This window comes from Kitasatospora sp. NPDC088391 (assembly GCF_044753345.1).
Taxonomy (GTDB): Bacteria; Actinomycetota; Actinomycetes; order Streptomycetales; family Streptomycetaceae; genus Kitasatospora.
In genome coordinates this window covers 1-21216 of the sequence record NZ_JBIVNB010000019.1, presented here as the reverse complement: position 1 = coordinate 21216, position 21216 = coordinate 1, and the positions used below count along the sequence as shown (strand labels likewise).

Here is a 21216-nt window from a genome sequence, read left to right as displayed (position 1 = left end):
CTCCCCTCCCAGCGGAGCGGATTCCCCCTCGGCCTCACGGCCGGGCCGCCGCGCCCGTGCGCGGCGGTGGGACGACTTCCTGCTTCACCGACGACTGCCCGCCCGGAGTGCTCCGTTGAGGTCCTACACCGTCTCCACAGGCGGCGACCGCCGGTCCGGCGGCCAGGATGTTGCGCGCCGCGTTGACGTCCCGGTCGTGGACGGCGCCGCAGGCGCACTCCCACGTCCGGACGTGCAACGGCAGCCGGTCGCGGAGGGCCCCGCACGCCGAGCAGAGCTTCGAGCTGGGGAACCACCGGTCCACGACCACCAGTTCACGCCCGTACCAGGCGCACTTGTAGGCGAGCATCTCCCGCAGCTCGCCCCACCCGGCGTCGGCGATCGATCGGGACAGCCTCCGATTGCCGAGCAGGTTGCGGACCGACAGGTCCTCGACCACGACCGTTTGGTTCTCACGGACGAGCCGGGTGCTCAGCTTGTGCAGGAAGTCCCGCCGCCGGTCGGCCGTCCGGGCCTGGATCCGCGCCACTCTCCGCCGGACCTTCTCCCGGTTCGCCGACCCCTTCGCCTTCCGGGCCAGCGCGCGCTGCGCCTTGGCAAGGCGTGCCCGGTCGCGGAGTTCGTGCCGCGGGTTGGGGACCTTCTCGCCGGTGGAGAGCACCGCCAGATCGGTGATGCCGAGGTCGACGCCGACCGCACCGCACGTCGGGGGCAGCGGCCGGACCGAGGGGTCCTCGCACCGCAGGGAGACGAACCACCGTCCCGCCGCGTCCCGCGAGACCGTCACCGTGGACGGGACCACGCCCTCGGGCAGCGGCCGCGACCACACCACGTCCAGCGGCTCGGCCATCTTCGCCAGTGTCAACCGCCCGTCCCGGTACCGGAACGCCGACCGCGTGTACTCGGCGGCGTCCCGCGCCCTCTTCCTCGCCTTGAACCTCGGACGCCCCGCTCGCCGCGCGAAGAAATTGCCGAACGCGGCCTGCAGATGACGCAGTGCCTGCTGCAACGGCACGCACGACACCTCGTTGAGGAACGCCAGCTCCTCCGTGCGCTTCCAGGCCGTCAGCATCGCCGAGGTCGCCCCGTACCCCACCCGCTCCCGCCGCTGCTCCCACGCCTCCGCGCGAACGGCCAGCGCCCGGTTCCACACCAGTCGCACGCACCCGAACGTCCGCGACAGCTCCACCGCCTGCGCCTCGCTGGGGCGGAAGCGGAAGCGGAACGCCCGCACCACATGCGTGACCGACACGCGACACACCGTAACACCCGCAAGTGACCGCTTCCCCGGTCGTCGGCCCGCATCCGCGGCCGAACGGCAAGACCTGCCTCGCTCGAATCCCCGGCTGGAGCCGGGGTCTCCACGAAGGAGTTCCGATGACGACCGATCAGACGCGGCCCGCTGTCCTCGGCGGTACGCCCGCCTTTCCCGACGGACTGCCGCTGACCCGGGTGCGGGTGCCGGACCGGGAGGGGCTGCTGGGGCGGCTCGGGGCGGTGCTGGACTCCGGGATGCTGACCAACGGGCCGACGGTGCGCGAGTTGGAGGAGCGGGCGGCCGAGCTGCTGGAGGTGCCGCACGTGGTGGCGGTGTCGAACTGCACGGCGGGCCTGATGCTGGTGCTGCAGGCGGCGGGGGTGGGCGGCGGGCGGCCGGTGCTGATGCCCGGGTTCACCTTCTCGGCGACCGCGCACGCCGCGCACTGGGCGGGCGGCGTCCCGCTGTTCGCGGAGGCCCGGGAGCAGGACATCACGCTGGACCCGGCGGACGCCGAGGCCCGGTTGAAGGCGGCCGACGCGCCGGCCGCGGTGATGGCCACCCACGTGTACGGGACGCCGTGCCAGGTCGAGGAGTTGCAGCGGGTCGCGGACGCGGCGGGCCTGCCGCTGGTGTACGACGCCGCGCACGGGTTCGGGTCGAAGCGGCGCGGCGTCCCGGTCGGCAACTTCGGCCTGGCCGAGGTGTTCTCGATGAGCCCGACGAAGGTCGCGGTGGCGGGCGAGGGCGGCCTGGTGGCGACCCGGGACGCGGCGCTGGCGCAGACCCTGCGCACCGCCCGGGACTACGGCAACCCGGGCGACTACGACACCCTGTTCCCCGGCCTGAACGCCCGGATGAGCGAGCTGCACGCGGCCGTCGGCCTGACCTGGCTGGCCGGCCTGCCGGAGCGGGTGGCCCACCGGGGCGCGCTGGTGGCCGGGTTCGCCCGCGCGGTGGCGGGGGTGCCGGGTCTGCGGCTGGCGCTGCCGGAGGAGGGCGACACGTCCACCTTCAAGGACCTGACGATGATCCTGGACGCGGAGGCGTTCGGCCTGGACAACCGGGAGTTGGCGGACGCGCTGAAGGCGGAGGGCATCGACACCCGCCGCTACTTCTTCCCGCCCGTCAACCGGCAGAAGGCGTACGCCCATCTCGGTCAGGCGGACGCGCTGCCGTTGACGGACCGGCTCGCGGACTCGGTGCTGACCGTCCCGCTGTGGTCGCACATGGACGCGGCGACGGTCCGCCGGGTCGCCGACGCGGTGGTGCGTGTCCAGCCGTTCGCGGCGGAGGTCCGGGCCGCCGCGAAGCGTGCCTGACCGAACCTCGCACGACGGTTCGGCCGTTAGCCGGATCAGGTGAACTCGGTTGGACCGCAGGGAGGTTGGCGCGCCACGATGTCGGTCATGTTCAAGGGATTCCGCAGTTTCCTGCTGCGCGGCAACGTGGTCGACCTCGCGGTCGGCATCGTCATCGGCGCCGCCTTCACCGCCGTCGTCACCGGCTTCGTGGCCGCCTTCCTGACCCCGCTGATCGGCGTCGCCTCCGGCGCGGTCGGCGACTTCAGCAAGGAGGCGTTCACCGCCGCCGGGGTGACCTTCCCGTACGGCGCGTTCCTGCAGGCGCTGATCAGCTTCGTGCTGGTCGCCGCGGTGATCTACTTCGCGGTGGTGATGCCGGTCGGCAAGCTGCAGAACCGCTTCAACCCGGTCAAGGACGCCCCGGTGGCCAAGGCCGACTGCCCGGAGTGCCTCAGCACCGTCCCGGCCGCCGCGACCCGCTGCGCGCACTGCACCAGCGAGCTGACCGGCCGCCCCGGCTTCCCGGCCCAGGCCGTCCACAAGACGGCCGCGACCGCGCACTGAGCCGCCGGAGCGCACCCCCGTGCCCCGCCGAGACCCCTCGGCGGGGCACGGCCCGTTCCCGACCCGCCGCCGGTCCGTTTCGCCCGGCGTACGGCGGTCTGGACCACTTCCGGCTTAACGGGACCTTGGCACGGCCTTTCCCGGACCCCAGCGGAACCTTTCGTACCGCGCGCGGCGACCCGACCACGCCCGGACGAAAGACCCGCGATGGCCGAAACGTCCCACCCGTTCGCCCAACTCTGCGGCCAATTGTCCGATTTGAGCGAGCGAAGAGTCTGTAAACAGTTGAACTCCAGGCCGTTCCGCTCTCCTCAGCAGGCGCGTTGTGGGCTTACGGTATGCCCCATGACCTCGCCCCGCTCCTACGACGGAGTCGGCTACCCCTCTCCGTCCCCCTCCTCCGGCACGCCCATCTACGACAGCCTGGTCGCAGAGCGCGGGATCCCCCAGATCGCGCCGATCAACGTGCCCCCGGCCCTCCCGGCCACCTCCTGGTCCTCCTCCTACGGCAGCGGCTTCGGCGGCCACTCCGGCGGTTTCGGCACCGGCTTCGACTCCCCCGCGTCGAACCTGCCCGCGCTGCCCCCGGCCCGCCTCGCCCTGGGCCCCGGCCCGAGCAGCGCCCCGGCGCAGACCCAGCACATCCCGGTCCAGCCCGGGTACGCGCAGGCCCCGATGGCGCAGCCGACCGGCTACGCCCAGGCCCCGCAGAGCTACGTTCCCGGCCAGCGCCCGACCGCGCCCGGCGGCTACCCGCAGCCCGGTCAGCAGTACCAGGCGCAGGCCCCCGCGAACGGCTTCGCGACGGCCCCGCAGAGCTTCACGCCGACCTTCAACTCCCAGCAGTTCGGCGCCCAGCCGGCCGCCCCGCAGCAGCAGACCTTCGGCGACCAGTCCTTCGGCGGCAACGGCCTCCGTCCGACCGCCCCGCAGGTCCGCCAGCCCGGTGTCGGCATCCCCCAGCAGTACCCCCAGTACCGGCAGCAGTACCCGCAGGCCGGCTGAGCCCACTCCCACGGGGCCGAGGTCACTCCGGACGCACCGACGCGTCCCTCCCCACCCACCACCCGATCACCGGCCACTCGCACCCCGGTCGAGGATCCCCAGCGAAGCCCCCGCGCTCCCGGAGCCCGGGGGCTTCGCCGTTCCCGGCCGACGACGGCGGAGCCCGAACACCCCGCCGGGGGAACGGGAAGCCCCACGGCGCAGAGCCCGAGCGCCCGCCGAAGCGCCCCCGCCGAGGCGTCGCGCTCCCGCCTGGCAGGATTGCCCCCATGCCGCATCTCGCCTCCCTGCACCTGTACCCCGTCAAGTCGATGTACCGGCTGTCCCCCTCCTCGGCCCGGGTGCAGCCCTGGGGCCTGGCCGGGGACCGGCGGTGGATGCTGGTGGACGCGGGGGGCACCGCGCTGACCCAGCGGGACGAGCCGTCGATCGGGCAGTTCCGGCCGGTGCCGTCCGCGGACGGCTCGGTGCTGACGCTGACCGCCCCGGACGGCAGCACGCACACGGTGGAGGCCCCGGCCGTCGCCGCGGGCGCCCCGGCCGCCGAGGTCGCCGTCTTCGGGACGCGCTTCGGGGCGGCCGAGGCCGGCAAGGAGACCTCCGCCTGGCTGGCCGAGCGCCTTCCGGCGAAGTTCGGCGAGGTCCGGCTGGTGCACCTGGACCGCCCGGCGGAGAGCCGTCCGATCGACCCGAGGTACGCGGGTCCGGCGGAGACCGTCTCGATGGCGGACGGCTATCCGCTGCTGCTGACGACGACGGCGTCGCTGGCGGAGTTGAACGCCCGGATCGCCGAGGACCACCCGGACGACCCGCGGAAGGCGGCGGCGCTGCCGATGGAGCGGTTCCGCCCGAACCTGGTGGTCGCGGGGACGGAGCCGTGGGCGGAGGACGGCTGGCGGCGGGTCCGGGTCGGCGGCCTGGAGTTCCGGGTGGTGAAGCCGTGCGGGCGCTGCGTGGTGACCACCACCGACCAGGAGACCGGCGAGCGGCGCGGCCCGGAGCCGTTGCGGGCGCTGGGCCGGCACCACCGGTTCGGCCAGAAGCTGGTGTTCGGGCAGAACCTGGTCCCGGTCCGGCCGGCGCGGGCGCCGGAGGTGCTGGGCACGCTCACCGTCGGCGACGGGGTCGAGGTGCTGGAGCACGGGCCCGCGCCGGAGCGGAACCGCCCCTGACCTGCCCGCCGGAACCACCCCCGGCCTCGTTCGTTGAACCGGGCGACGGGCCCGGGCGACGGTCCGCCGGGTCCGTCCCGCACGCTACGGTGGGGGCGGTCGCGCAGCGTCTCGATGCACTCGACGAAGGCGGGGATGACAGATCGTCATGACTGAGCTCAGGGTCCGGGTCACCCAGGACAGCGCCTCCCGCTGGCGGCGGCGCGGCGGCGAGTACGCGACGCTCCGCGAGGCCCTGGAGGTCGCCGAGCCGGGCGACACCCTGACGGTGCGGGCGGGCACGTTCCGCGAGGCGGTGCTGGTCGACAAGGCGGTGACGCTGGTCGCCGAGCAGGGCCCGGGCAGTGTGCGGATCTCGGCGCCGGAGAGCGCGGTGCGCGGCGGCACGGCGTTGACGCTGACGGCGGCGGCGACGGTCCGGGGGCTGACGGTCGAGGGTTCGGACCGTTCGGCGCCGGCGGTGCTGCTGGCGGGCGCGGACGGCGCGGTGCTGGCGGACTGCCGGGTGGAGACCTCGTCCGCGGTGGGCGTGGAGCTGGCCGACGGGGCGCGGGCGCGGTTGTCGAACTGCACGGTGGAGAACCCGGCGGGTCTGGGGGTGCGGCTGCGCGGGCGGTCCCGGGCCGAGCTGCTGGACTGCGAGGTCGCGGCGGCGGGGCAGAGCGGCGTGGCGGTGCTGGGCGGTTCGGAGCTGCGCGCGGAGCGGCTGCGGGTGCACGGGGCGGGCGGCGCGGGCGTGCTGCTGGCGGAGCCGGGGACGGTCGCGGAGCTGGTCGGCTGCGAGGTGTACGAGGTGCGCGGCTCGGGCGTGCAGGCCGAGGCGCAGGCGGTGGGCCGGCTGTCGGACTGCACGGTGCACCGGGTGACGGGCAACGGTCTGAGCCTGGACGGCGGGGCCGAGTTGGAGCTGGTGTCCTGCCGGGTGCACGAGGTGCCGGAGAACGCGGCTGACCTGCGCGGGGGCGCGAAGCTGACGCTGCGCCAGGTGACGGTGCAGGGCTTCGGCCGGGGCGCGCTGTCGGTGTGGGACGGCGGGACGCGGGTGCTGGCGGAGGGCTGCCGGTTCCATTCGGCGCAGGGCGACTACCCGGCGCTGTGGGTGAGCGACGGCGCGGCGCTGGAGCTGGCGGACTGCGCGCTGGACGACCTGCCGGACGCGCTGTTCGTGCTGGACCAGGGGTCGTCGGCGACCGCCCGGGACTGCTCGTTCACGGGGATCCGCTCCTCCGCGGTGTCGGTGAGCGGCGGCGCGTCGGCGACCCTGTCGGGGTGCCGGGTCCAGGGCGCGGGCACCGGCCTGTGGTTCCGCGACCACGGTTCGGGCGGCCTGCTGACGGACTGCGAGATCGCCGAGGTCGCCACCGGTGTGATCGTCACCAAGGGCGCGGACCCGGTGCTGCGCGGGTGCACGGTGCGGGGCGCGAGCGAGGCGGGCGTGTACGTGTCGGCGCAGGGGCGCGGCGAGTTCGAGGACGTCCGGGTGTCGCAGGGCGGCGGGTTCGGCTTCCACGTGATCGACGGCTGCCGGACGCGGCTGATCCGGTGCCGGGCGGAGCGCAACGCCCGGGCGGGGTTCGAGTTCTCCGAGCCGGGTCCGGTCGCGGAGGGCTGCACCTCGGACGACGCGGCGCCGCTGCCCCCGGCCGCCCCGGCGATCCCGGCGGCGGTCCCGGCCCCGGCGGCGCCCGCCGCTCCGCCGCTGGCGGGCCTGGTGGCGGCCGTCCAGACGTCCTCGTCCGGCCCGGCGGCGGCGGTGATCGGGCCGATCCCGGACTGCCGTCCGGCGGAGGTGGCGCTGGCCGAACTGGACGCGCTGGTCGGGCTGGCGACGGTGAAGCAGGAGGTGCGGACGCTGATCGACCTGATCTCGGTGGGCCGGGCCCGGCAGCGGGCGGGGCTGAAGGCGCCGTCGCCGCGCCGCCACCTGGTCTTCACGGGGTCCCCGGGCACCGGCAAGACGACGGTGGCCCGGCTGTACGGGGAGATCCTGGCCTCGCTGGGGGTGCTGCAGCGCGGGCACCTGGTGGAGGTGGCCCGGCTGGACCTGGTGGGCGAGCACATCGGTTCGACGGCGATCCGGACGGCGGCGGCCTTCGACCGGTCCCGCGGCGGGGTGCTGTTCATCGACGAGGCGTACGCGCTCGCCCCGGAGGACGGCGGCCGGGACTTCGGCCGGGAGGCGATCGACACCCTGGTGAAGCTGATGGAGGACCACCGGGACGAGGTGGTGGTGATCGTGGCGGGCTACACCGCGGAGATGGAGCGGTTCCTGGCCGCCAACCCGGGCCTGTCGTCCCGGTTCTCCCGGACGGTCTCGTTCCCCGACTACAGCGCCGAGGAGCTGCTGGAGATCGCCCGGGCGCAGGCCGCCGAGCACGAGTACCGGCTCGACGGCGCGACCGAGGAGGCGCTGCGGGTGCACTTCACGGGGATCGACCGGTCCGCGGGCTTCGGCAACGGGCGCACCGCCCGGCAGGTCTTCGAGACCATGATCGAGCGGCACGCCTCCCGGGTCGCCCACCTGCCCTCGCCGACCACCGAGGACCTGCAGCTGCTGGTGCCCGCCGACCTGCCGTCCTGAGCGCCCTCCCGACGGGGCGTCAGGCGGCGAGTCGGCCGCCGCCGTCCACGTGCAGGACGGTGCCGGTGACGTACGGGTTGTCGACGGCGTAGAGGACGGCCTTGACCAGGTCCTCGGGGGTGCCGACGCGGCGGGCGGGGTTGCGGGCGGCGACGGAGCGCAGGAACGCCTCCTTCTCGGCGCCGAGGCCGTCCCAGGAGCCGGTGTCGACGATGCCCGGGGAGACGGCGTTGACCCGGACGGGGGCGAGTTCCACGGCGAGGGCCCGCACGAGGAAGGCGAGCGCGCCGTTGGTGGTGGCCATCACGGTGCGGGCGGGGGCGGGGCGCCAGGCGGCGACGCCGGAGAAGAAGGTGAGCGAGCCGTCCTCGGCGATCCGTCCGGCGAGGTGCTTGGCGAGCAGCAGCGGGCCGATCACCTTGGCGTCGAAGGCCCGCCGGATGTCGGCGGTGCGCAGGTCGGCGAGCGGCCCGTTGGCGGGCAGCGCGGCGGTGGACACCAGGTGGTCGATCCGGCCGACCCGGGCGGCGAACGCCTCGATCGAGGGCTCGTCGGTGAGGTCGAGGGGCAGCACGGCGGACGGGCCGGGCAGTTCGCCGGCGGTCCACTCCAGCTTGCGCGGGTCGGGTCCGGCCAGGACGAGTTCGGCGCCGGCCGCGGCGGCGGTGTGCGCGAGCAGGCGGCCGGTGCGGGAGCCGGCGCCGACGACGACCAGGCGGCGGCCTTCCAGGGAGGCGGACACGGGTGCTCCTTGCGGGTGGCGGGGACAGGGGTTCTCGGGGTGCGGCCGGAGGTTCCAGCCGCACCCCCACCCTGCTCCCACCTGCGTGGATGCGTCCAAGGCTTGTTGTCTCCGGCACCGATAAACTCCGTGCATGGCAACGCTCCGTCAGCTGGAATACCTGGTCGCCGTGGTCGACACCGGTTCGTTCACCCGGGCCGCCGAGCTGCTGCACGTCACGCAGCCCGCGCTCTCGCACCAGGTCCGGGCGCTGGAGTCGGGGCTCGGCGGGGCGCTGCTGGAGCGCCTGCCGCGCACCGTCCGGCCCACCCCGCTGGGGCGGGCGGTGCTGCCGCACGCCCGGGCGGCGCTCGCCGACGCGGAGCGGCTGCGGGCCGCCGCCCGGCGCACCGTCGGCCTGGAGGAGGGCGAGCTGGAGGTCGGCACCGTCCACTCGATCGCGCTGGGCCTGCTGCCGCCGGTGCTGCGGGCCTGGCGGAAGCTGCACCCGGGGGTGCGGGTCCGGCTGCGCGAGTACCCGCACGCGGACGAGCTGCGGGCGGCGACCGCGGCCGGGCAGGGCGACCTCGCGGTGGGGCCGGTGCCCGCCGCATGGGACGGCCCGGTGCGGGAGTTGGGCGTCGAGGAGTTCGCGCTGGTGCTGCCGCCGGACGATCCGCTGGCGGACCCGCCCGGCGGGGTGCTGCCGCTGGCGGCGCTGGCCGACCGGGACTGGGTGCACTACGCGCCCGGGCACGGCCTGGCCGAGGTGCTGGACGGGGCCTGTGCCCGGGCCGGGTTCCGCCCGCGCCCGGCCGTCCGCACCGAGCAGACCGCCGCCGCCCCGGTGCTGGCCGCGGCCGGCCTCGGCCCCGCGCTGGTCCCCGCGACCGTCCTGCCGCCGGGGCTGGACGCGGCGGTGCTGCGCCCCGACCCGCCGATCCACCGCCCGCTGGCGGCCTACACCCGGACCAGGCCGGACCGGCTCACCACGGCCTTCGCGGAACTGCTCGCCGCCCGGGCCCGGCCGTAGGAGTCACGCGGCGGCCAGCCGCAGGGCGACCGGCGGCGGGAGGGCCGGGTTGCGGGCGGCGTCCTCGGCGGTGCCGGGGTCGCGGAGCAGCGCGGCCAGCGTCGCGGCGGGCAGCGCGGGGTGGCGGGCGGCGACCCGGCGGACGGCCGGGTCCGGGTCGGCGAGCAGGGCGAGGGCGGTGGCCGGGGGCAGGCGCGGGTCCTCGGCGGCGCGGGCCCGGACTTCGGGGTCGGGGTCGGCGGCGAGCCGGACGGCCAGTTCGGCGGGTGCGTCGGGGTCGTCCAGGGCGAGCAGCCGGACCCGGGGGCGGGGGTCGTCGGCGAGGCGGCGCAGGCCGTCGCGGGGGAAGCGGGGGTGGTTGCGGGGCCGGTCGGGGAAGGTGAAGCTGCCCGACCACCAGCTCCACACGTCGAGCAGGGTCTCGGCGGGGGCGTCCGCGCAGGACTCGGTGAGGAACAGCCGCACCACCCGGTCCTCGTCCCGGCCGAGCCGGGCGGCGACGTCGGCGGGCAGCCGGGGCGCGCGGGCCACGCTGCGGCGCACCCACCGGTTCGGGTGGGCGGCCAACTGCCGCATCGCGTCCGGGTCGTGGAACAGCGCGCCGACCCACCACAGCGCGTAGGTGCGGTCCTCGGCGGGGATGTCGGGGACGGTGTCGGCGAGCGCGGCGATCTCCGCGGGCGTCCGGGGCGGCGCCGCGTCCGGGCTCGGCGGGCGGGCCACTCCGACCGAGACGCGCGGCCTGCGGGCGGCGAACTCGTCGCGCAGTTCGCGGAGTCCGTCGAGCAGGGCCGGGTCCGTGCCGCGTCCGGCGAGCGCGGCCAGCAGCCGGTCCCACTGCCCGGGCGACAGCGCCCCGGATTCGGCGGCCCGCCCCCACACGCCCTTGGACGGGTGCGCGACGGCGGCGTCCAGCACCCGCGCGGGCAGGCCGCGCCGGTACAGGAAGTCCGGCCGGTCGCCGTCCAGCAGCGCGAGCAGCACCTCGACCGGCGCGTCCGCCCGGGCCCCGAGCCCGGCCCGCCAGCGCCCGCGCAGCTCCGCCGTCGCACCGTCGTCCCCCGGGAACGCGTCCCACACCCCGTCGTCCACCGGGGCAGCCTAACGGGGTCAGACCAGCGGGCAGGGCTCGACGTCGACCCGGAGCAGGGTGACGACGGTGATCGCGGTGAGCACGATGCCGCCGACCACCGCGACCAGGCGCAGCAGTTCGGGGTCCTCGAAGCGCTGCCGGAGGCCGCCGAGCCTGGTGGCCCGACCGGCCAGGGCACCGGCGGCGAGCAGCAGGAGCAGGAAGGGCAGCATCAGGAACAACAGCGCGCCCCGCCCGCCCGGCTCCAGGTGGGTGTCGCAGCCCTGCCAGTTCCGGGCCAGGGTGTGCACCACGGCGAGCGTGGCCAGCCCTGCCAGTATCACGCCCAGCACTGTCGTACTGGCCCGTCCCGTGGGGTTCATCCCGTTCCTTCCGTCGTCCTCGCCCCCTCGGACGCGTCCGGCCCCGCCGCCGGTTGCGGGCGGGGCCGACGGGGTGTCAGAAGACGGCGGTGAAGGCGTCGAGGCGGCTGCTGTCGAGGTCGGGGCGGAGGCGGCCGGTGCGGGAGAGGGTGACCATGCCGTGCAGGGCGGACCAGGCGAGTTCGGTGTAGCCGCCGGGGTCGTGGCCCTCGGCGCGGGCGCTGGCGGTGGCGGGTTCGGCGATCGCGGCGAACGCCTCGTGCAGCGGCGCGGGGGCGTCGGGGGTGCCGAACGGGAGGGTGCTGGGGAGGGTGAAGATCGCGTCGTAGAGCGCGGGGTTGGCCTCGGCGAAGGCCAGGTAGGCGCGGGCGACGGCGGCGAACGCGGCGCGCGGGTCGGCGACGCCCGCGGCCGCGGCCCGCAGCAGGACGGCGAGTTCGGCGCAGCCCTCGACGGCCACGGCGGCGACGATGGCGTCCTTGCCCGCGAAGTGGCTGTACAGGACGGGCTGGCTGTACTCGATGCGTTCAGCGAGGCGGCGGGTGGTGACGGCCTCCCATCCCTCGGCCTCGGCGAGTGCGCGGGCGGCGCGGACGATCAGCTGTTCCCGTTCGGCGCGTTCGCGCGCCCGGCGTTCCTTGATAGCCATGACCGGAACCCTAGCATCGCTAGACAACGGACGGACGGGGGTCTAGCGTCATTCCTGTCGCTAGCGCCGCTAACAACCGGGCGGAGCGGCCCACTCCGCGATCCGTCCAGCAGGGGGAACCACCATGTCCGTCACCGCCGCCACCACCGCCGACACCGCCCGGCCCGCCGACAGCCGCCTCCGGGTCCACCTCGCCACCGCCGGCACGGTGCTGGTCTCGCTGTTCATCATCTACGTCGGCGTCAGCTACATGGCGGCCCCGGGGAGCACCGCCCCCGGCTTCGGCTTCCCGGAGTGGCCGCACGGCGCGGCCTCCGCCTTCCTCCGGATCAAGGGGAACCGGGACGTGGTCACCGGCCTCGCCCCGCTGCTCCTGCTGCTGACCGGGCACCGCCGGGCCCTGGGCTGGGTCCTGCTCGCCGAGTCCTTCGCGCCGTTCGGCGACTGCTTCACCGTGCTGGCGCAGCACGGCAGCACGGCGACGGCGCTCGGCGTCCACCTGACCGCCGCCCTGTTCGTGGTGGGCACCGCCGCCCTGCTGCTCACCGAGCGCGGGACGCGCCGGGACTGACGGCCCCTCAGCCCCCGTCCGTCCACGCGCCGCCCCGGAGGAACGCCTCCAGGGCGGCGCGGTGCGGCGCGGGGTCGATCCGCTCGGCGGCCAGCCAGTCCTCGGAGTAGTACTTGTCGAGGTAGCGGTCGCCGGGGTCGCAGATCAGCGTGACGACGCTGCCGGTGCGGCCCTCGCGGCGCATCTCGGCGACGATCCGCAGCGCGCTCCACAGGCCGGTGCCGGTGGAGGCGCCCGCCTTCTTGCCGAGCACGGTCTCCAGCAGGTGGACGGCGGCGACCGAGGCCGCGTCCGGGACCTTCATCATCCGGTCGACCGCGCCGGGCACGAAGGACGGCTCCATCCGGGGCCGGCCGATGCCCTCGATCCGGGAGCCGGTGGCGCAGGTCGCGTCGTCGTCGTGGTGCACCCAGCCGTCGAAGAAGCAGGAGTTCTCCGGGTCGGCGACGCAGATCCGGGTGTCGAACTGCATGTAGTGCACGTACCGGGCGATGGTCGCGGAGGTGCCGCCGGTGCCGGCCGTGGCGACGATCCAGGCCGGCTCGGGGTGCGGCTCCAGCCGGAGCTGGGCGAACACCGACTCGGCGATGTTGTTGTTGCCGCGCCAGTCGGTGGCCCGCTCCGCGTACGTGAACTGGTCCATGTAGTGGCCGCCGGTCTCGAATGCGAGCTTGGCGGCGGCCTCGTACACCTCGCAGGCGCTGTCCACCAGGTGACATCGGCCGCCGTGGAACTCGATCAGCTCGATCTTGGCGCGGCTGGTGCTGCGGGCCATCACCGCGACGAACGGCACCCCGATCAGCTGCGCGAAGTACGCCTCCGAGACGGCCGTCGACCCGCTGGACGCCTCGATCACCGGCGCCCCGGGCCTGATCCAGCCGTTGCACAGCCCGTACAGGAACAGCGACCGGGCCAGCCGGTGCTTCAGGCTCCCCGTCGGGTGCGTCGACTCGTCCTTCAGGTACAGGTCGATGCCCCACTCCGCCGGGAGCGGAAAGCGCAGCAGGTGCGTGTCCGCCGACCGGTTGGCGTCCGCCTGCACCCGCCGCACCGCCTCCTTCAACCAGGCCCGGTACTCGGGGTCGCTCCGGTCCACGTCCTGGAACCGCTCGGTCATCGCGCACTCTCCTCGCCGCCACCTGGTACCCACCCAGTGTAACAGTCGACTACGATAAGTGACGATTACGGAGCCCCCAGCTTCCCCTTATGGGGCGGGGTGGAGCGCAGCTCCAGGGGCCCGGGGAACGGCGGAGCCGAGGGGCGGGCGTCCGACGGGTTGCGATGCGCCACCCCGTTTCGGGCCGAAGGTCCTCGGCGACAACCCCGCTGTACCCCGGCCCCGCCGTTCCCCGGGCCCCTGATGCTCCCGACCGCGTGCCTAGATGCGCACCGCCCGCCCCGTGACCTCCACCCCCGCCCGGCCCGGGACCAGGTCGACGGTGAGGAGGCCGGGGCGGCCGAGGTCCTCGCCCTGGTGGAGGGTCAGCCGGGTGCCGTCGAGGCCGTGGACCTGCCGGAGGTAGGCGCCGAGGGCGGCGGCCGCCGCTCCGGTGGCGGGGTCCTCGACGATCCCGCCGACCGGGAAGGGGTTGCGGACGTGGTAGGTGGTGGCGTCCTGCTCCCAGACCAGCTGGAGGGTGGTCAGGTCGAGGCGCCGCATCAGCGCGGCCAGCCCGTCGAAGTCGTAGGCGAGGCGGGCCAGCCGGTCCCGGGTCGCGGCGGCCAGCACCAGGTGCCGGGCCCCGGCGTACGCGATCCGCGGCGGGTGGCGCGGGTCGAGCTCCTCGGGGCTCCAGTCCAGCAGGGCCAGCGCCTCGGCGACGTCCTCGGCCGCGATCTCCTCGACCGCGGTCGGCACGCTGGTCAGCGTGGCCGCGTACCCGCCGCCCTCGGCCGCGGTGACCTCGACCGGGACCTCGCCCGCCTTGGTGCCGAAGCGCAGCCCGCCGGGCCCGTGGAGCTCGCCGAGCGCGACGGCCGCGGCGATCGTCGCGTGGCCGCAGAACGGGACCTCGGCCAGCGGGCTGAAGTAGCGGACGTTCCAGGCCCGGTCGGCGCCGGGGACGGCGGTGAGGAAGGCGGTCTCGGAGTAGCCGAGGCGGGCCGCGACGGCGAGCTGCCGGTCGTCGGTCAGGCCGGTGGCGTCGAGGACCACGCCGGCGGGGTTGCCGCCCGCGGGGTCGGCGGTGAAGGCGGCGTAGCGCAGCGGTTCGGCGGTGTCGGTGTGGGTCATGCCCGGTGAACGAGGAGGCCGCGGCCCGGATTCCCGCCACCGGCCCGCGCCCGCGCGGCGGCCCCGGGGCGGGCCCCGGGGAAGGGCCCCGAACGATCGACGCTAGACTGCCGCCTTCGGCTGGCATCACATCGAGGAAAGAAAAACATGGCTGAGGCCCACCCCAAGGTTGTTGTGGTTGTCCCGACCTACAACGAGCGGGAGAACCTTCCCACCCTGGTAGGTCGGCTGGCCGACCTCGGCATGGCGAACCTCCACGTGCTGGTCGTCGACGACAACTCGCCGGACGGCACCGGAGACGTGGCGGACAAGCTGGCGGCCGACTCCGGCGGCACCGTCTCGGTGCTGCACCGGACCGAGAAGGACGGCCTGGGCCGGGCGTACGTCGCGGGCATGAGCCGGGCCCTGGAGGACGGCGCGGACATCGTGCTGCAGATGGACGCCGACCTGTCGCACCCGCACACCGCCGTCCCGCAGATGGTGGAGCTGCTGCAGAACTCGGACGCCTCCGTGGTGCTGGGTTCGCGGTACGTGCCGGGCGGTTCGACGGCGTCGGAGTGGCCGTGGCACCGCAAGGCGCTGTCGGCGTGGGCGAACTTCTACGTCAACGCGATCCTGAGCCTGAAGGTCAAGGACGCGACGGCGGGCTTCAAGGCGTGGGAGGCGCAGGCGCTGCGCCGGGTGGACCTGCCCTCGGTGCAGTCCAACGGCTACTCGTTCCAGGTCGAGATGAACTACCGCGTGGTGCGGCAGGGCATGCGCATCGCCGAGGTGCCGATCCGCTTCGAGGAGCGGATCGAGGGCATGTCGAAGATGAGCCTGGGCGTGCAGCTGGAGTCCGCGGTGGCTCCGTGGAAGCTCCGCTTCGGCAAGAAGAAGTAACGGCCCCGGTAGGGCGCCGGACGGCGCGGGTCGACGGTCTCCGTCGGCCCGCGCCGTCCGCTTTTCCCTGCGGGGCGGCGCTCCTGACGGCCCGTCAGGTCGCGGCGGCGGCCTGCGGGTCGTCCAGGTAGGGCTCCCAGGCGAGTTCGGCGGCGCCGACCAGCCCGGCGTGGACGACCTGCGCGGGGACGATCGGGACGCGGCCGCTGCGGCCCCACAGGCAGCGCTCGGCGACGACGGCGGCGAGCCGGTCGGGGGCTGCGGCGAGCAGGTCGAGGTGCAGGCCGCTGAGCACGATGCGGTCGGGGTTGAGGATGTTGACGAGCCCGGCGAGGCCGAGGCCGAGCCGGTCGACGACGTGGGCGACGGCGTCGGCGGCGGCCGGGTCGCGGGCCAGCGCGCGGGCCTGCGGGAGCAGCGGCCGGTCGGGGTCGGGGCGGCGTCCGGCGGCGGCGAACAGCGCGTCGGTGTCGGTCTCGGCGTTGAGGCAGCCGCGGTTGCCGCAGGGGCAGCGGCGGCCGAGCGGGTCGACGGTGAGGTGGCCGACCTCCAGGGCGAGGCCGGAGCTGCCGGTGTGCAGGCGGCCGTCGACGACCAGGGCGCCGCCGACGCCGCGGTGGCCGGAGGTGACCAGCAACAGGTGGCGGGCGTCGCGGCCGGCGCCGTGCCGGTGTTCGGCGAGGGCGGCCAGGTTGGCGTCGTTGGCGACGGCGGTGGGCAGGCCGGGGCGGGCCCGCGGGCCGAGGTCGGCGCGGGCGACGGCCTCGGCGAACAGGTCGGCGGCGGGGGTGCCGGACGGCCAGCCGAAGTGCAGGGCGGCGAGCGCGGTGCCGTCGGGTTCGGTGACGGGGTTGGGCAGGGCGAGGGCGCAGCCGAGCACCCGGCGGCGGCCTTCCCGGGCGAGCCGGGCCCCGGCGTCGGCGACGGCGCCGAGCAGCGCGGCGGGCGAGGTGTCGGCGGGCAGCGGCAGGTGGACGGGGGCGAGGAGGCGGCCGCCGAGTCCGGCGAGGGTGGCGGAGACGCCGTCGGCGTGCAGTTGGGCGGCGACCACCACGGGTCCGCGGTCGGCGAGGGCGAGGCGGTGCGAGGGGCGGCCGCGGCCGCCGCCGGCGGGGCTGGAGTCGACGCTGATCAGGCCGAGCGCCTCCAGTTCGGCGGTGACGGCCCCGGCGGTGGCGCGGGTGACGTCGAGGGCGCCGGTGAGCGCGGAGCGGGTGGGGGCCCGGCCGGTGTGGACCAGGCGCAGCGCGGGGCCGAGCAGGGTGCGGCCGCGGTCGGGCGCGGTCCGCCGCTGCGGGCTCGTCAAAGGGGTTGAAGGTGTGTGCGGCACTCCCCTATTCTGACTTTGTGCCGCTACTGAACAAAACAGAAGCCCGCCCCGCCGACCTCGACCCCGCGCCGCCCGCCCCCTCCTGGTCGGCGGCCCGCCTCGCCCTCACCGCCTTCTTCGCCGCCGACGGCTTCCTGTTCGCCTCCTGGGTGGTCCGCATCCCGGACGTCCGCGCCCAGGTCGCGGCCTCGCACAGCGCGCTCGGCCTGGCCCTGCTGTGCATCTCGGCCGGCGCGGTCGCCACGATGTCCGTGGTCGGCCGGCTCTGCCTGCGGTACGGCTCGCGCCGGGTCGCGGTGGTCTCGGTCGGCGCGTTCTCGCCGGTCGTGGCGCTGCCCGCGCACACCCACTCGGTGCTCGGCCTCGGCGCGGTGCTGCTGCTGTTCGGCGCCGGCTACGGCGCGGCGAACGTGGCGATGAACAGTGCCGCCGTCGACCTGGTCGCGCGGCTCCGACGGCCCGTCATGCCGAGCTTCCACGCGGGCTACAGCCTCGGCGGCCTGCTCGGCGCGGCGGTCGGCGGCCTGCTGGCGGGCCGGATCGGCGCGGCCTGGGCGCTGGCCGGCGCGGCCGTACTCGGCCTGGCCGTGACCGCCGTCGCGGGGACCGCCCTGCTGCGCGCCCCGGCCGCCGACCGGCCGCGGCCCGCCCCTGCCGACGCCCCTGCCGCCACCGCGGGGCGCCCGTCCCCGTCCGCCCGCCTGCTCGTGGTGCTGCTCGGCCTGACCGCGCTCTGCACCGCGTACGGCGAGGGCGCGCTCGCGGACTGGGCGACCCTGCACCTGACCGACGACGTGCACGCGAGCGCCGCGCTGGCGGCCTCGGGGTACGCGGCCTTCGCCTTCGCGATGACGGCGGGCCGGCTGTCCGGCACCTGGCTGTCGGAGCGCCTCGGCGGCACCCGGGTGATGCTGTACGGCGGCCTGACGGCCTGCGCGGGCATGGTGGCGGCGGCGCTGGCCCCGTCGGTGCCGGTGGTGCTGGCCGGGTTCGTGCTGGTCGGCCTGGGCCTGGCGAACGTCTTCCCGCTGGCCGTCGCGCAGGCGGGGGCGGCGGCCGGGCCGCAGGGCGTGGCGACGGCCTCCGTGCTGGGCTACGCGGGCATGCTGGTCGGCCCGCCGGTGATCGGCTTCCTGGCGGACGCGTTCTCGCTGCCCGCGGCGCTGCTCACGGTCGCGGCCGGCGCCGCCCTGGCGGGCCTGCTGGCCGTCACCGTCCGCCGCCACCGGGCCGCCTGACGGACCGCCACCCGCGCCGGGGAGCCGGCCGCCGCACCGCTACTCGGCGGCCGGCTTCTCGCCCGGCAGCCGCAGGTCCCAGCCGACCAGGGCGCGGAGCTGTTCGGCGCTGACGCCGTCGGGGACGGGGCGCGGGGCCTCGTGCCGGATGGGGGGCTGCCAGCCGTCCTCGGGGTGCCAGGTGCGGACGGGGCGGGCGGGGGCGCCGGCCACCACGGCGAAGTCGGGGACCTCGCCGGAGACCACCGAGTTGGCGGCGACCACCACGTTGCGGCCGATCCGGGCGCCGGGCAGGATCACCGCGCCGGTGCCGATCCAGGAGCCCGCGCCGATCGAGACCGGCTCGTTGCGCGGCCACTGCTTGCCGATCGGCAGTTCGGTGTCCCGGTACTCGTGGGCCTGGTCGGTGATGTACACGCCGGGGCCGGTCCACACGTCGTCGCCGAGCACGATCTCCTGGTGGCCGACGATGTGGCTGCCGCGCCCGATCACGCAGCCGCCGCCGATCCGGACGATCGGCTCGGGCCCGAGGTCGAGCCCGGGCAGGAACCCGGCCGAGAGGGTGACCCGCTCGCCGATGATGGAGAACGGGCCGATGGTGATCCAGCGCTCGTTGAAGACGGTGCCGAGCGGGAAGGCGAGCTTGGTGCCGTCGCCGAGTTCGCCGAACCGGTAGGGGCCGGGGCTGCGGTTGCTGACGGCGCCCGCGTCCTGCACCCAGCGCCAGCCGCGGTGGACCGCGCGCCCGGCCGTCCGGCGCGACCTCTCGCGGACGGACCCCAGCAGCGCGCGGACGATCGACATGCGCTCACCGTAGCGGCCGGCGGGAGCCCGCGGCGGCCCGCGCGGGGCAACGGGACCAAACTCACACCGGCCGGTAACTTGACCCTGCGTCCGAGGTCAACGCGCCTGCGGGCTCAACGCGCCTGCGGGCTCAGCGCACCCAGCGGGCGGGCCGCTTGGCGAGGAAGGCGCGCATGCCCTCCTGGGCCTCCTCGGAGCCGAACAGCCGGGCGGACAGCGCGACCAGCTCCTCGGTGTGCCGGTCGAAGGACTCCCGCACGGCGGCGTTGGCGAGCAGCTTGGACTCGGCCAGGCCCTGCGGCGAGCAGAGCCGCAGCGCGTCCAGGACCGTCTTCAGCGCGGCCCCGGCGTCGTCGGCGGCCTCGGTGACCAGGCCGATCCGGGCGGCCTCGGCGGAGTCGAAGGTCTCGCCGGTGAGGTAGTAGCGGGCGGCGGCGCGCGGGTCGAGCTTGGGGCGCAGCGGCAGCGAGATGACGGCGGGGGCGAGGCCGAGCCGGGCCTCGGTGAAGGCGAAGGTGCAGTCCGGTCCGGCGACGGCGAGGTCGCAGGCGCCGACCAGGCCGAGGCCGCCGGCCCGGACGTGGCCGTCGATCAGGGCGATGACCGGCTTGGGGCAGTCGACGATCGCGCGCTGCAGGGCGACCAGGCCGCGCGGGCCGACGGTGGGGTCGTCGCCGGTGGCCTCGGAGAGGTCGGCGCCGGCGCAGAACACCCGGCCGGTGTGGCCGAGGACGACGGCCCGGACCTCGGGGTCGGCCGCGGCGTCGGCGAGGTGACCGGTGAGTTCGGCCATCAGCCGGGTGGAGAGGGCGTTGCGGTTGTGCGGGGAGTCGAGCTCCAGGGTGGCGACGGCGTCGGCGGTGGTGCGGCGGACGAGCGGCGCTTGGGCGGTCATCTGGTGTGGCCTGCCTTCCGGCTGAGGGTGGGTCGGACGGGGCGTCGTCTGCACCCTGGCACACCGGGGTCCTACTGGCCAGTACCGGACCGTCGGGGCGCAGCGCGGTCCGACGGTCCGTACACGGCCTCAACTCCCTTAAGGTCTAGACCTATTGACAGTTGCGGGACAAGCTCGCTTGAGTACTGGGCACACCGCTCGTTCCCCCACAAGGAGTGGCTGATGCCCTACACCCGTACCTCCTCCACCCACCGGGCTCCCCGCGCCCACCGGGCCGCGTCCGGTCGCGGCCGGGTCGCCGCGCTGCTGACCGGCGTGCTCGCCGCGGCCGGCCTGGCCGTCGTGGTGCCCACCACCTCGACCGCGGCGGCGGCCTGCGCGGCCCCGTACGCGGCCTCGCAGGTGTACACCGGAGGCATGTCCGCCTCCTACAACGGCCACAACTGGAACGCCAAGTGGTGGACCCAGGGCGAGACCCCGAGCACCGGGGGCTCCGGCGTCTGGGCCGACCAGGGCGCCTGCGGCGGCGGTGGCGGCAGCACCACCAGCCCCACCCCGACCCAGGGCACCTGCAACCACCCGACCTGGGTGGCCGGCACCCAGTACGCCACCGGCACGGTGGTGAAGTACGCGCCCAACGGCCAGTACTACATCGCCACGCACGACAACCCGGGCTACGACCCGACGATCTCCACCTGGTACTGGAGCCCGTACACCTGCACCGGCGGGGGCGGCACCACCAGCCCGAGCCCGACCAGCACCACCCCCAACCCGGGCGGCTTCGTGGTCTCCGAGGCCCAGTTCAACCAGATGTTCCCGAACCGGAACTCCTTCTACACCTACTCCGGCCTGGTCAACGCGCTCAGCGCCTACCCGGCGTTCGCCAACACCGGCTCGGACACGGTGAAGAAGCAGGAGGCGGCGGCGTTCCTCGCCAACGTCAACCACGAGACCGGCGGCCTGGTCTACATCGTCGAGCAGAACACCGCCAACTACCCGCACTACTGCGACACCACCCAGCCCTACGGCTGCCCGGCCGGCCAGGCCGCGTACTACGGCCGCGGGCCGATCCAGCTCAGCTGGAACTTCAACTACAAGGCGGCCGGCGACGCCCTGGGCATCAACCTGCTGAACAACCCCAACCTGGTGCAGACCGACGCGGCCGTCGCCTGGAAGACCGGCATCTGGTACTGGATGACCCAGAACGGGCCGGGCACCATGACCCCGCACAACGCGATGGTCAACGGCAACGGCTTCGGCGAGACCATCCGCTCCATCAACGGCTCGCTCGAGTGCAACGGCGGCAACCCCGCCCAGGTGCAGAGCCGGGTCAACGCGTACACCAGCTTCACCTCGATCCTCGGGGTGCCGACCGGTAGCAACCTGAGCTGCTGACCGGCCGAACCCCCGACCGGGGCGGGGGGGGGGGGGGGGGGGGGGGGGGCCCCCCCCCCCCCCCCCCCCCCCCGGACCCCGCCGCCGGAAAGGCCTCACCCCCATGACCCCCGTACCCCCTGTGGC

At 75.4% G+C, this 21216-nt stretch carries 20 protein-coding genes; 10 read left to right on the top strand and 10 right to left on the bottom strand.

Annotation, left to right across the window (positions count from 1 at the left end):
* Nucleotides 1-34: 34 nt before the first annotated feature.
* The gene (locus ACIQBJ_RS34145) at nucleotides 35-1252 is read right to left on the bottom strand and encodes an RNA-guided endonuclease InsQ/TnpB family protein (RefSeq protein WP_400718572.1); all 1218 of its coding nucleotides are present in this window, start codon (nucleotides 1250-1252) and stop codon (nucleotides 35-37) included.
* Nucleotides 1253-1377: 125 nt separating this feature from the next.
* On the opposite strand from ACIQBJ_RS34145, the gene ACIQBJ_RS34140 reads away from it, so the two are divergent.
* The 5 genes from ACIQBJ_RS34140 (at nucleotide 1378) to ACIQBJ_RS34120 (ending at nucleotide 7884) form a co-directional block, all read left to right on the top strand.
* Nucleotides 1378-2580, top strand: a complete 1203-nt coding sequence (locus ACIQBJ_RS34140) for a DegT/DnrJ/EryC1/StrS family aminotransferase (protein WP_400718570.1) — start codon at nucleotides 1378-1380, stop codon at nucleotides 2578-2580.
* An 87-nt stretch (nucleotides 2581-2667) separates the two neighbouring features.
* Nucleotides 2668-3126, top strand: a complete 459-nt coding sequence (gene mscL / locus ACIQBJ_RS34135; protein ID WP_400718568.1) for a large conductance mechanosensitive channel protein MscL — start codon at nucleotides 2668-2670, stop codon at nucleotides 3124-3126.
* A gap of 345 nt (nucleotides 3127-3471) precedes the next feature.
* The gene (locus ACIQBJ_RS34130; RefSeq protein ID WP_400718567.1) at nucleotides 3472-4131 is read left to right on the top strand and encodes a DUF6643 family protein; all 660 of its coding nucleotides are present in this window, start codon (nucleotides 3472-3474) and stop codon (nucleotides 4129-4131) included.
* A gap of 269 nt (nucleotides 4132-4400) precedes the next feature.
* A complete protein-coding gene (locus ACIQBJ_RS34125) occupies nucleotides 4401-5303 on the top strand; it encodes an MOSC domain-containing protein (protein ID WP_400718566.1) in 903 nt (300 codons plus the stop codon).
* A gap of 148 nt (nucleotides 5304-5451) precedes the next feature.
* Complete coding sequence (locus ACIQBJ_RS34120) at nucleotides 5452-7884, top strand: right-handed parallel beta-helix repeat-containing protein (protein ID WP_400718565.1); 2433 nt, start codon at nucleotides 5452-5454, stop codon at nucleotides 7882-7884.
* A gap of 19 nt (nucleotides 7885-7903) precedes the next feature.
* Here the strand turns inward: ACIQBJ_RS34120 and ACIQBJ_RS34115 are convergent, their stop codons facing one another.
* Nucleotides 7904-8626 carry an SDR family oxidoreductase gene (locus ACIQBJ_RS34115; RefSeq protein ID WP_400718564.1) on the bottom strand — a complete coding sequence of 241 codons (723 nt, stop codon included), beginning with the start codon at nucleotides 8624-8626 and terminating at the stop codon, nucleotides 7904-7906.
* A 133-nt stretch (nucleotides 8627-8759) separates the two neighbouring features.
* Between ACIQBJ_RS34115 and ACIQBJ_RS34110 the strand changes: the two genes are divergently transcribed.
* Nucleotides 8760-9638 carry a LysR family transcriptional regulator gene (locus tag ACIQBJ_RS34110; protein ID WP_400718562.1) on the top strand — a complete coding sequence of 293 codons (879 nt, stop codon included), beginning with the start codon at nucleotides 8760-8762 and terminating at the stop codon, nucleotides 9636-9638.
* A 3-nt stretch (nucleotides 9639-9641) separates the two neighbouring features.
* Here ACIQBJ_RS34110 and ACIQBJ_RS34105 read toward each other — a convergent pair whose 3' ends face one another.
* The 3 genes from ACIQBJ_RS34105 to ACIQBJ_RS34095 all read right to left on the bottom strand — a co-directional run bounded on the left by ACIQBJ_RS34105 (nucleotide 9642) and on the right by ACIQBJ_RS34095 (nucleotide 11742).
* The gene (locus ACIQBJ_RS34105) at nucleotides 9642-10730 is read right to left on the bottom strand and encodes a hypothetical protein (RefSeq protein WP_400718561.1); all 1089 of its coding nucleotides are present in this window, start codon (nucleotides 10728-10730) and stop codon (nucleotides 9642-9644) included.
* An 18-nt stretch (nucleotides 10731-10748) separates the two neighbouring features.
* Nucleotides 10749-11093 (bottom strand): hypothetical protein, encoded by a 345-nt coding sequence (locus ACIQBJ_RS34100; RefSeq protein ID WP_400718559.1) that lies wholly within the window; start codon nucleotides 11091-11093, stop codon nucleotides 10749-10751.
* A 76-nt stretch (nucleotides 11094-11169) separates the two neighbouring features.
* A complete protein-coding gene (locus ACIQBJ_RS34095; RefSeq protein WP_400718558.1) occupies nucleotides 11170-11742 on the bottom strand; it encodes a TetR/AcrR family transcriptional regulator in 573 nt (190 codons plus the stop codon).
* 124 nt (nucleotides 11743-11866) lie between these two features.
* On the opposite strand from ACIQBJ_RS34095, the gene ACIQBJ_RS34090 reads away from it, so the two are divergent.
* Nucleotides 11867-12313, top strand: coding sequence for a DUF4267 domain-containing protein (locus tag ACIQBJ_RS34090; RefSeq protein ID WP_400718557.1), 447 nt, complete (start codon nucleotides 11867-11869; stop codon nucleotides 12311-12313).
* Nucleotides 12314-12320: 7 nt separating this feature from the next.
* Here ACIQBJ_RS34090 and ACIQBJ_RS34085 read toward each other — a convergent pair whose 3' ends face one another.
* Nucleotides 12321-13430, bottom strand: a complete 1110-nt coding sequence (locus tag ACIQBJ_RS34085) for a PLP-dependent cysteine synthase family protein (RefSeq protein WP_400718556.1) — start codon at nucleotides 13428-13430, stop codon at nucleotides 12321-12323.
* A 261-nt stretch (nucleotides 13431-13691) separates the two neighbouring features.
* Nucleotides 13692-14546 (bottom strand): PhzF family phenazine biosynthesis protein, encoded by an 855-nt coding sequence (locus ACIQBJ_RS34080; protein ID WP_400718554.1) that lies wholly within the window; start codon nucleotides 14544-14546, stop codon nucleotides 13692-13694.
* A gap of 147 nt (nucleotides 14547-14693) precedes the next feature.
* Between ACIQBJ_RS34080 and ACIQBJ_RS34075 the strand changes: the two genes are divergently transcribed.
* Nucleotides 14694-15428, top strand: coding sequence for a polyprenol monophosphomannose synthase (locus tag ACIQBJ_RS34075; protein ID WP_400718553.1), 735 nt, complete (start codon nucleotides 14694-14696; stop codon nucleotides 15426-15428).
* A 94-nt stretch (nucleotides 15429-15522) separates the two neighbouring features.
* Here the strand turns inward: ACIQBJ_RS34075 and ACIQBJ_RS34070 are convergent, their stop codons facing one another.
* Complete coding sequence (locus ACIQBJ_RS34070) at nucleotides 15523-16734, bottom strand: ROK family protein (RefSeq protein ID WP_400718552.1); 1212 nt, start codon at nucleotides 16732-16734, stop codon at nucleotides 15523-15525.
* Between the two features lie 41 nt (nucleotides 16735-16775).
* On the opposite strand from ACIQBJ_RS34070, the gene ACIQBJ_RS34065 reads away from it, so the two are divergent.
* Nucleotides 16776-17996 (top strand): MFS transporter, encoded by a 1221-nt coding sequence (locus ACIQBJ_RS34065; protein ID WP_400718550.1) that lies wholly within the window; start codon nucleotides 16776-16778, stop codon nucleotides 17994-17996.
* Between the two features lie 39 nt (nucleotides 17997-18035).
* Here the strand turns inward: ACIQBJ_RS34065 and ACIQBJ_RS34060 are convergent, their stop codons facing one another.
* Nucleotides 18036-18800 carry an acyltransferase gene (locus tag ACIQBJ_RS34060; RefSeq protein WP_400718549.1) on the bottom strand — a complete coding sequence of 255 codons (765 nt, stop codon included), beginning with the start codon at nucleotides 18798-18800 and terminating at the stop codon, nucleotides 18036-18038.
* A 130-nt stretch (nucleotides 18801-18930) separates the two neighbouring features.
* Complete coding sequence (locus ACIQBJ_RS34055) at nucleotides 18931-19695, bottom strand: enoyl-CoA hydratase family protein (RefSeq protein ID WP_400718548.1); 765 nt, start codon at nucleotides 19693-19695, stop codon at nucleotides 18931-18933.
* 222 nt (nucleotides 19696-19917) lie between these two features.
* Between ACIQBJ_RS34055 and ACIQBJ_RS34050 the strand changes: the two genes are divergently transcribed.
* Nucleotides 19918-21090, top strand: a complete 1173-nt coding sequence (locus tag ACIQBJ_RS34050; RefSeq protein WP_400718547.1) for a glycoside hydrolase family 19 protein — start codon at nucleotides 19918-19920, stop codon at nucleotides 21088-21090.
* The last annotated feature ends 126 nt before the right edge of the window (nucleotides 21091-21216 follow it).

Coding starts and splice junctions, on each gene's coding strand:
- ACIQBJ_RS34140 (WP_400718570.1), top strand. CDS start 1,378: ATGACGACCGATCAGACGCGGCCCGCTGTCCTCGGCGGTACGCCCGCC.
- mscL (WP_400718568.1), top strand. CDS start 2,668: ATGTTCAAGGGATTCCGCAGTTTCCTGCTGCGCGGCAACGTGGTCGAC.
- ACIQBJ_RS34130 (WP_400718567.1), top strand. CDS start 3,472: ATGACCTCGCCCCGCTCCTACGACGGAGTCGGCTACCCCTCTCCGTCC.
- ACIQBJ_RS34125 (WP_400718566.1), top strand. CDS start 4,401: ATGCCGCATCTCGCCTCCCTGCACCTGTACCCCGTCAAGTCGATGTAC.
- ACIQBJ_RS34120 (WP_400718565.1), top strand. CDS start 5,452: ATGACTGAGCTCAGGGTCCGGGTCACCCAGGACAGCGCCTCCCGCTGG.
- ACIQBJ_RS34110 (WP_400718562.1), top strand. CDS start 8,760: ATGGCAACGCTCCGTCAGCTGGAATACCTGGTCGCCGTGGTCGACACC.
- ACIQBJ_RS34100 (WP_400718559.1), bottom strand. CDS start 11,093: ATGAACCCCACGGGACGGGCCAGTACGACAGTGCTGGGCGTGATACTG.
- ACIQBJ_RS34095 (WP_400718558.1), bottom strand. CDS start 11,742: ATGGCTATCAAGGAACGCCGGGCGCGCGAACGCGCCGAACGGGAACAG.
- ACIQBJ_RS34090 (WP_400718557.1), top strand. CDS start 11,867: ATGTCCGTCACCGCCGCCACCACCGCCGACACCGCCCGGCCCGCCGAC.
- ACIQBJ_RS34085 (WP_400718556.1), bottom strand. CDS start 13,430: ATGACCGAGCGGTTCCAGGACGTGGACCGGAGCGACCCCGAGTACCGG.
- ACIQBJ_RS34080 (WP_400718554.1), bottom strand. CDS start 14,546: ATGACCCACACCGACACCGCCGAACCGCTGCGCTACGCCGCCTTCACC.
- ACIQBJ_RS34075 (WP_400718553.1), top strand. CDS start 14,694: ATGGCTGAGGCCCACCCCAAGGTTGTTGTGGTTGTCCCGACCTACAAC.
- ACIQBJ_RS34060 (WP_400718549.1), bottom strand. CDS start 18,800: ATGTCGATCGTCCGCGCGCTGCTGGGGTCCGTCCGCGAGAGGTCGCGC.
- ACIQBJ_RS34055 (WP_400718548.1), bottom strand. CDS start 19,695: ATGACCGCCCAAGCGCCGCTCGTCCGCCGCACCACCGCCGACGCCGTC.
- ACIQBJ_RS34050 (WP_400718547.1), top strand. CDS start 19,918: ATGCCCTACACCCGTACCTCCTCCACCCACCGGGCTCCCCGCGCCCAC.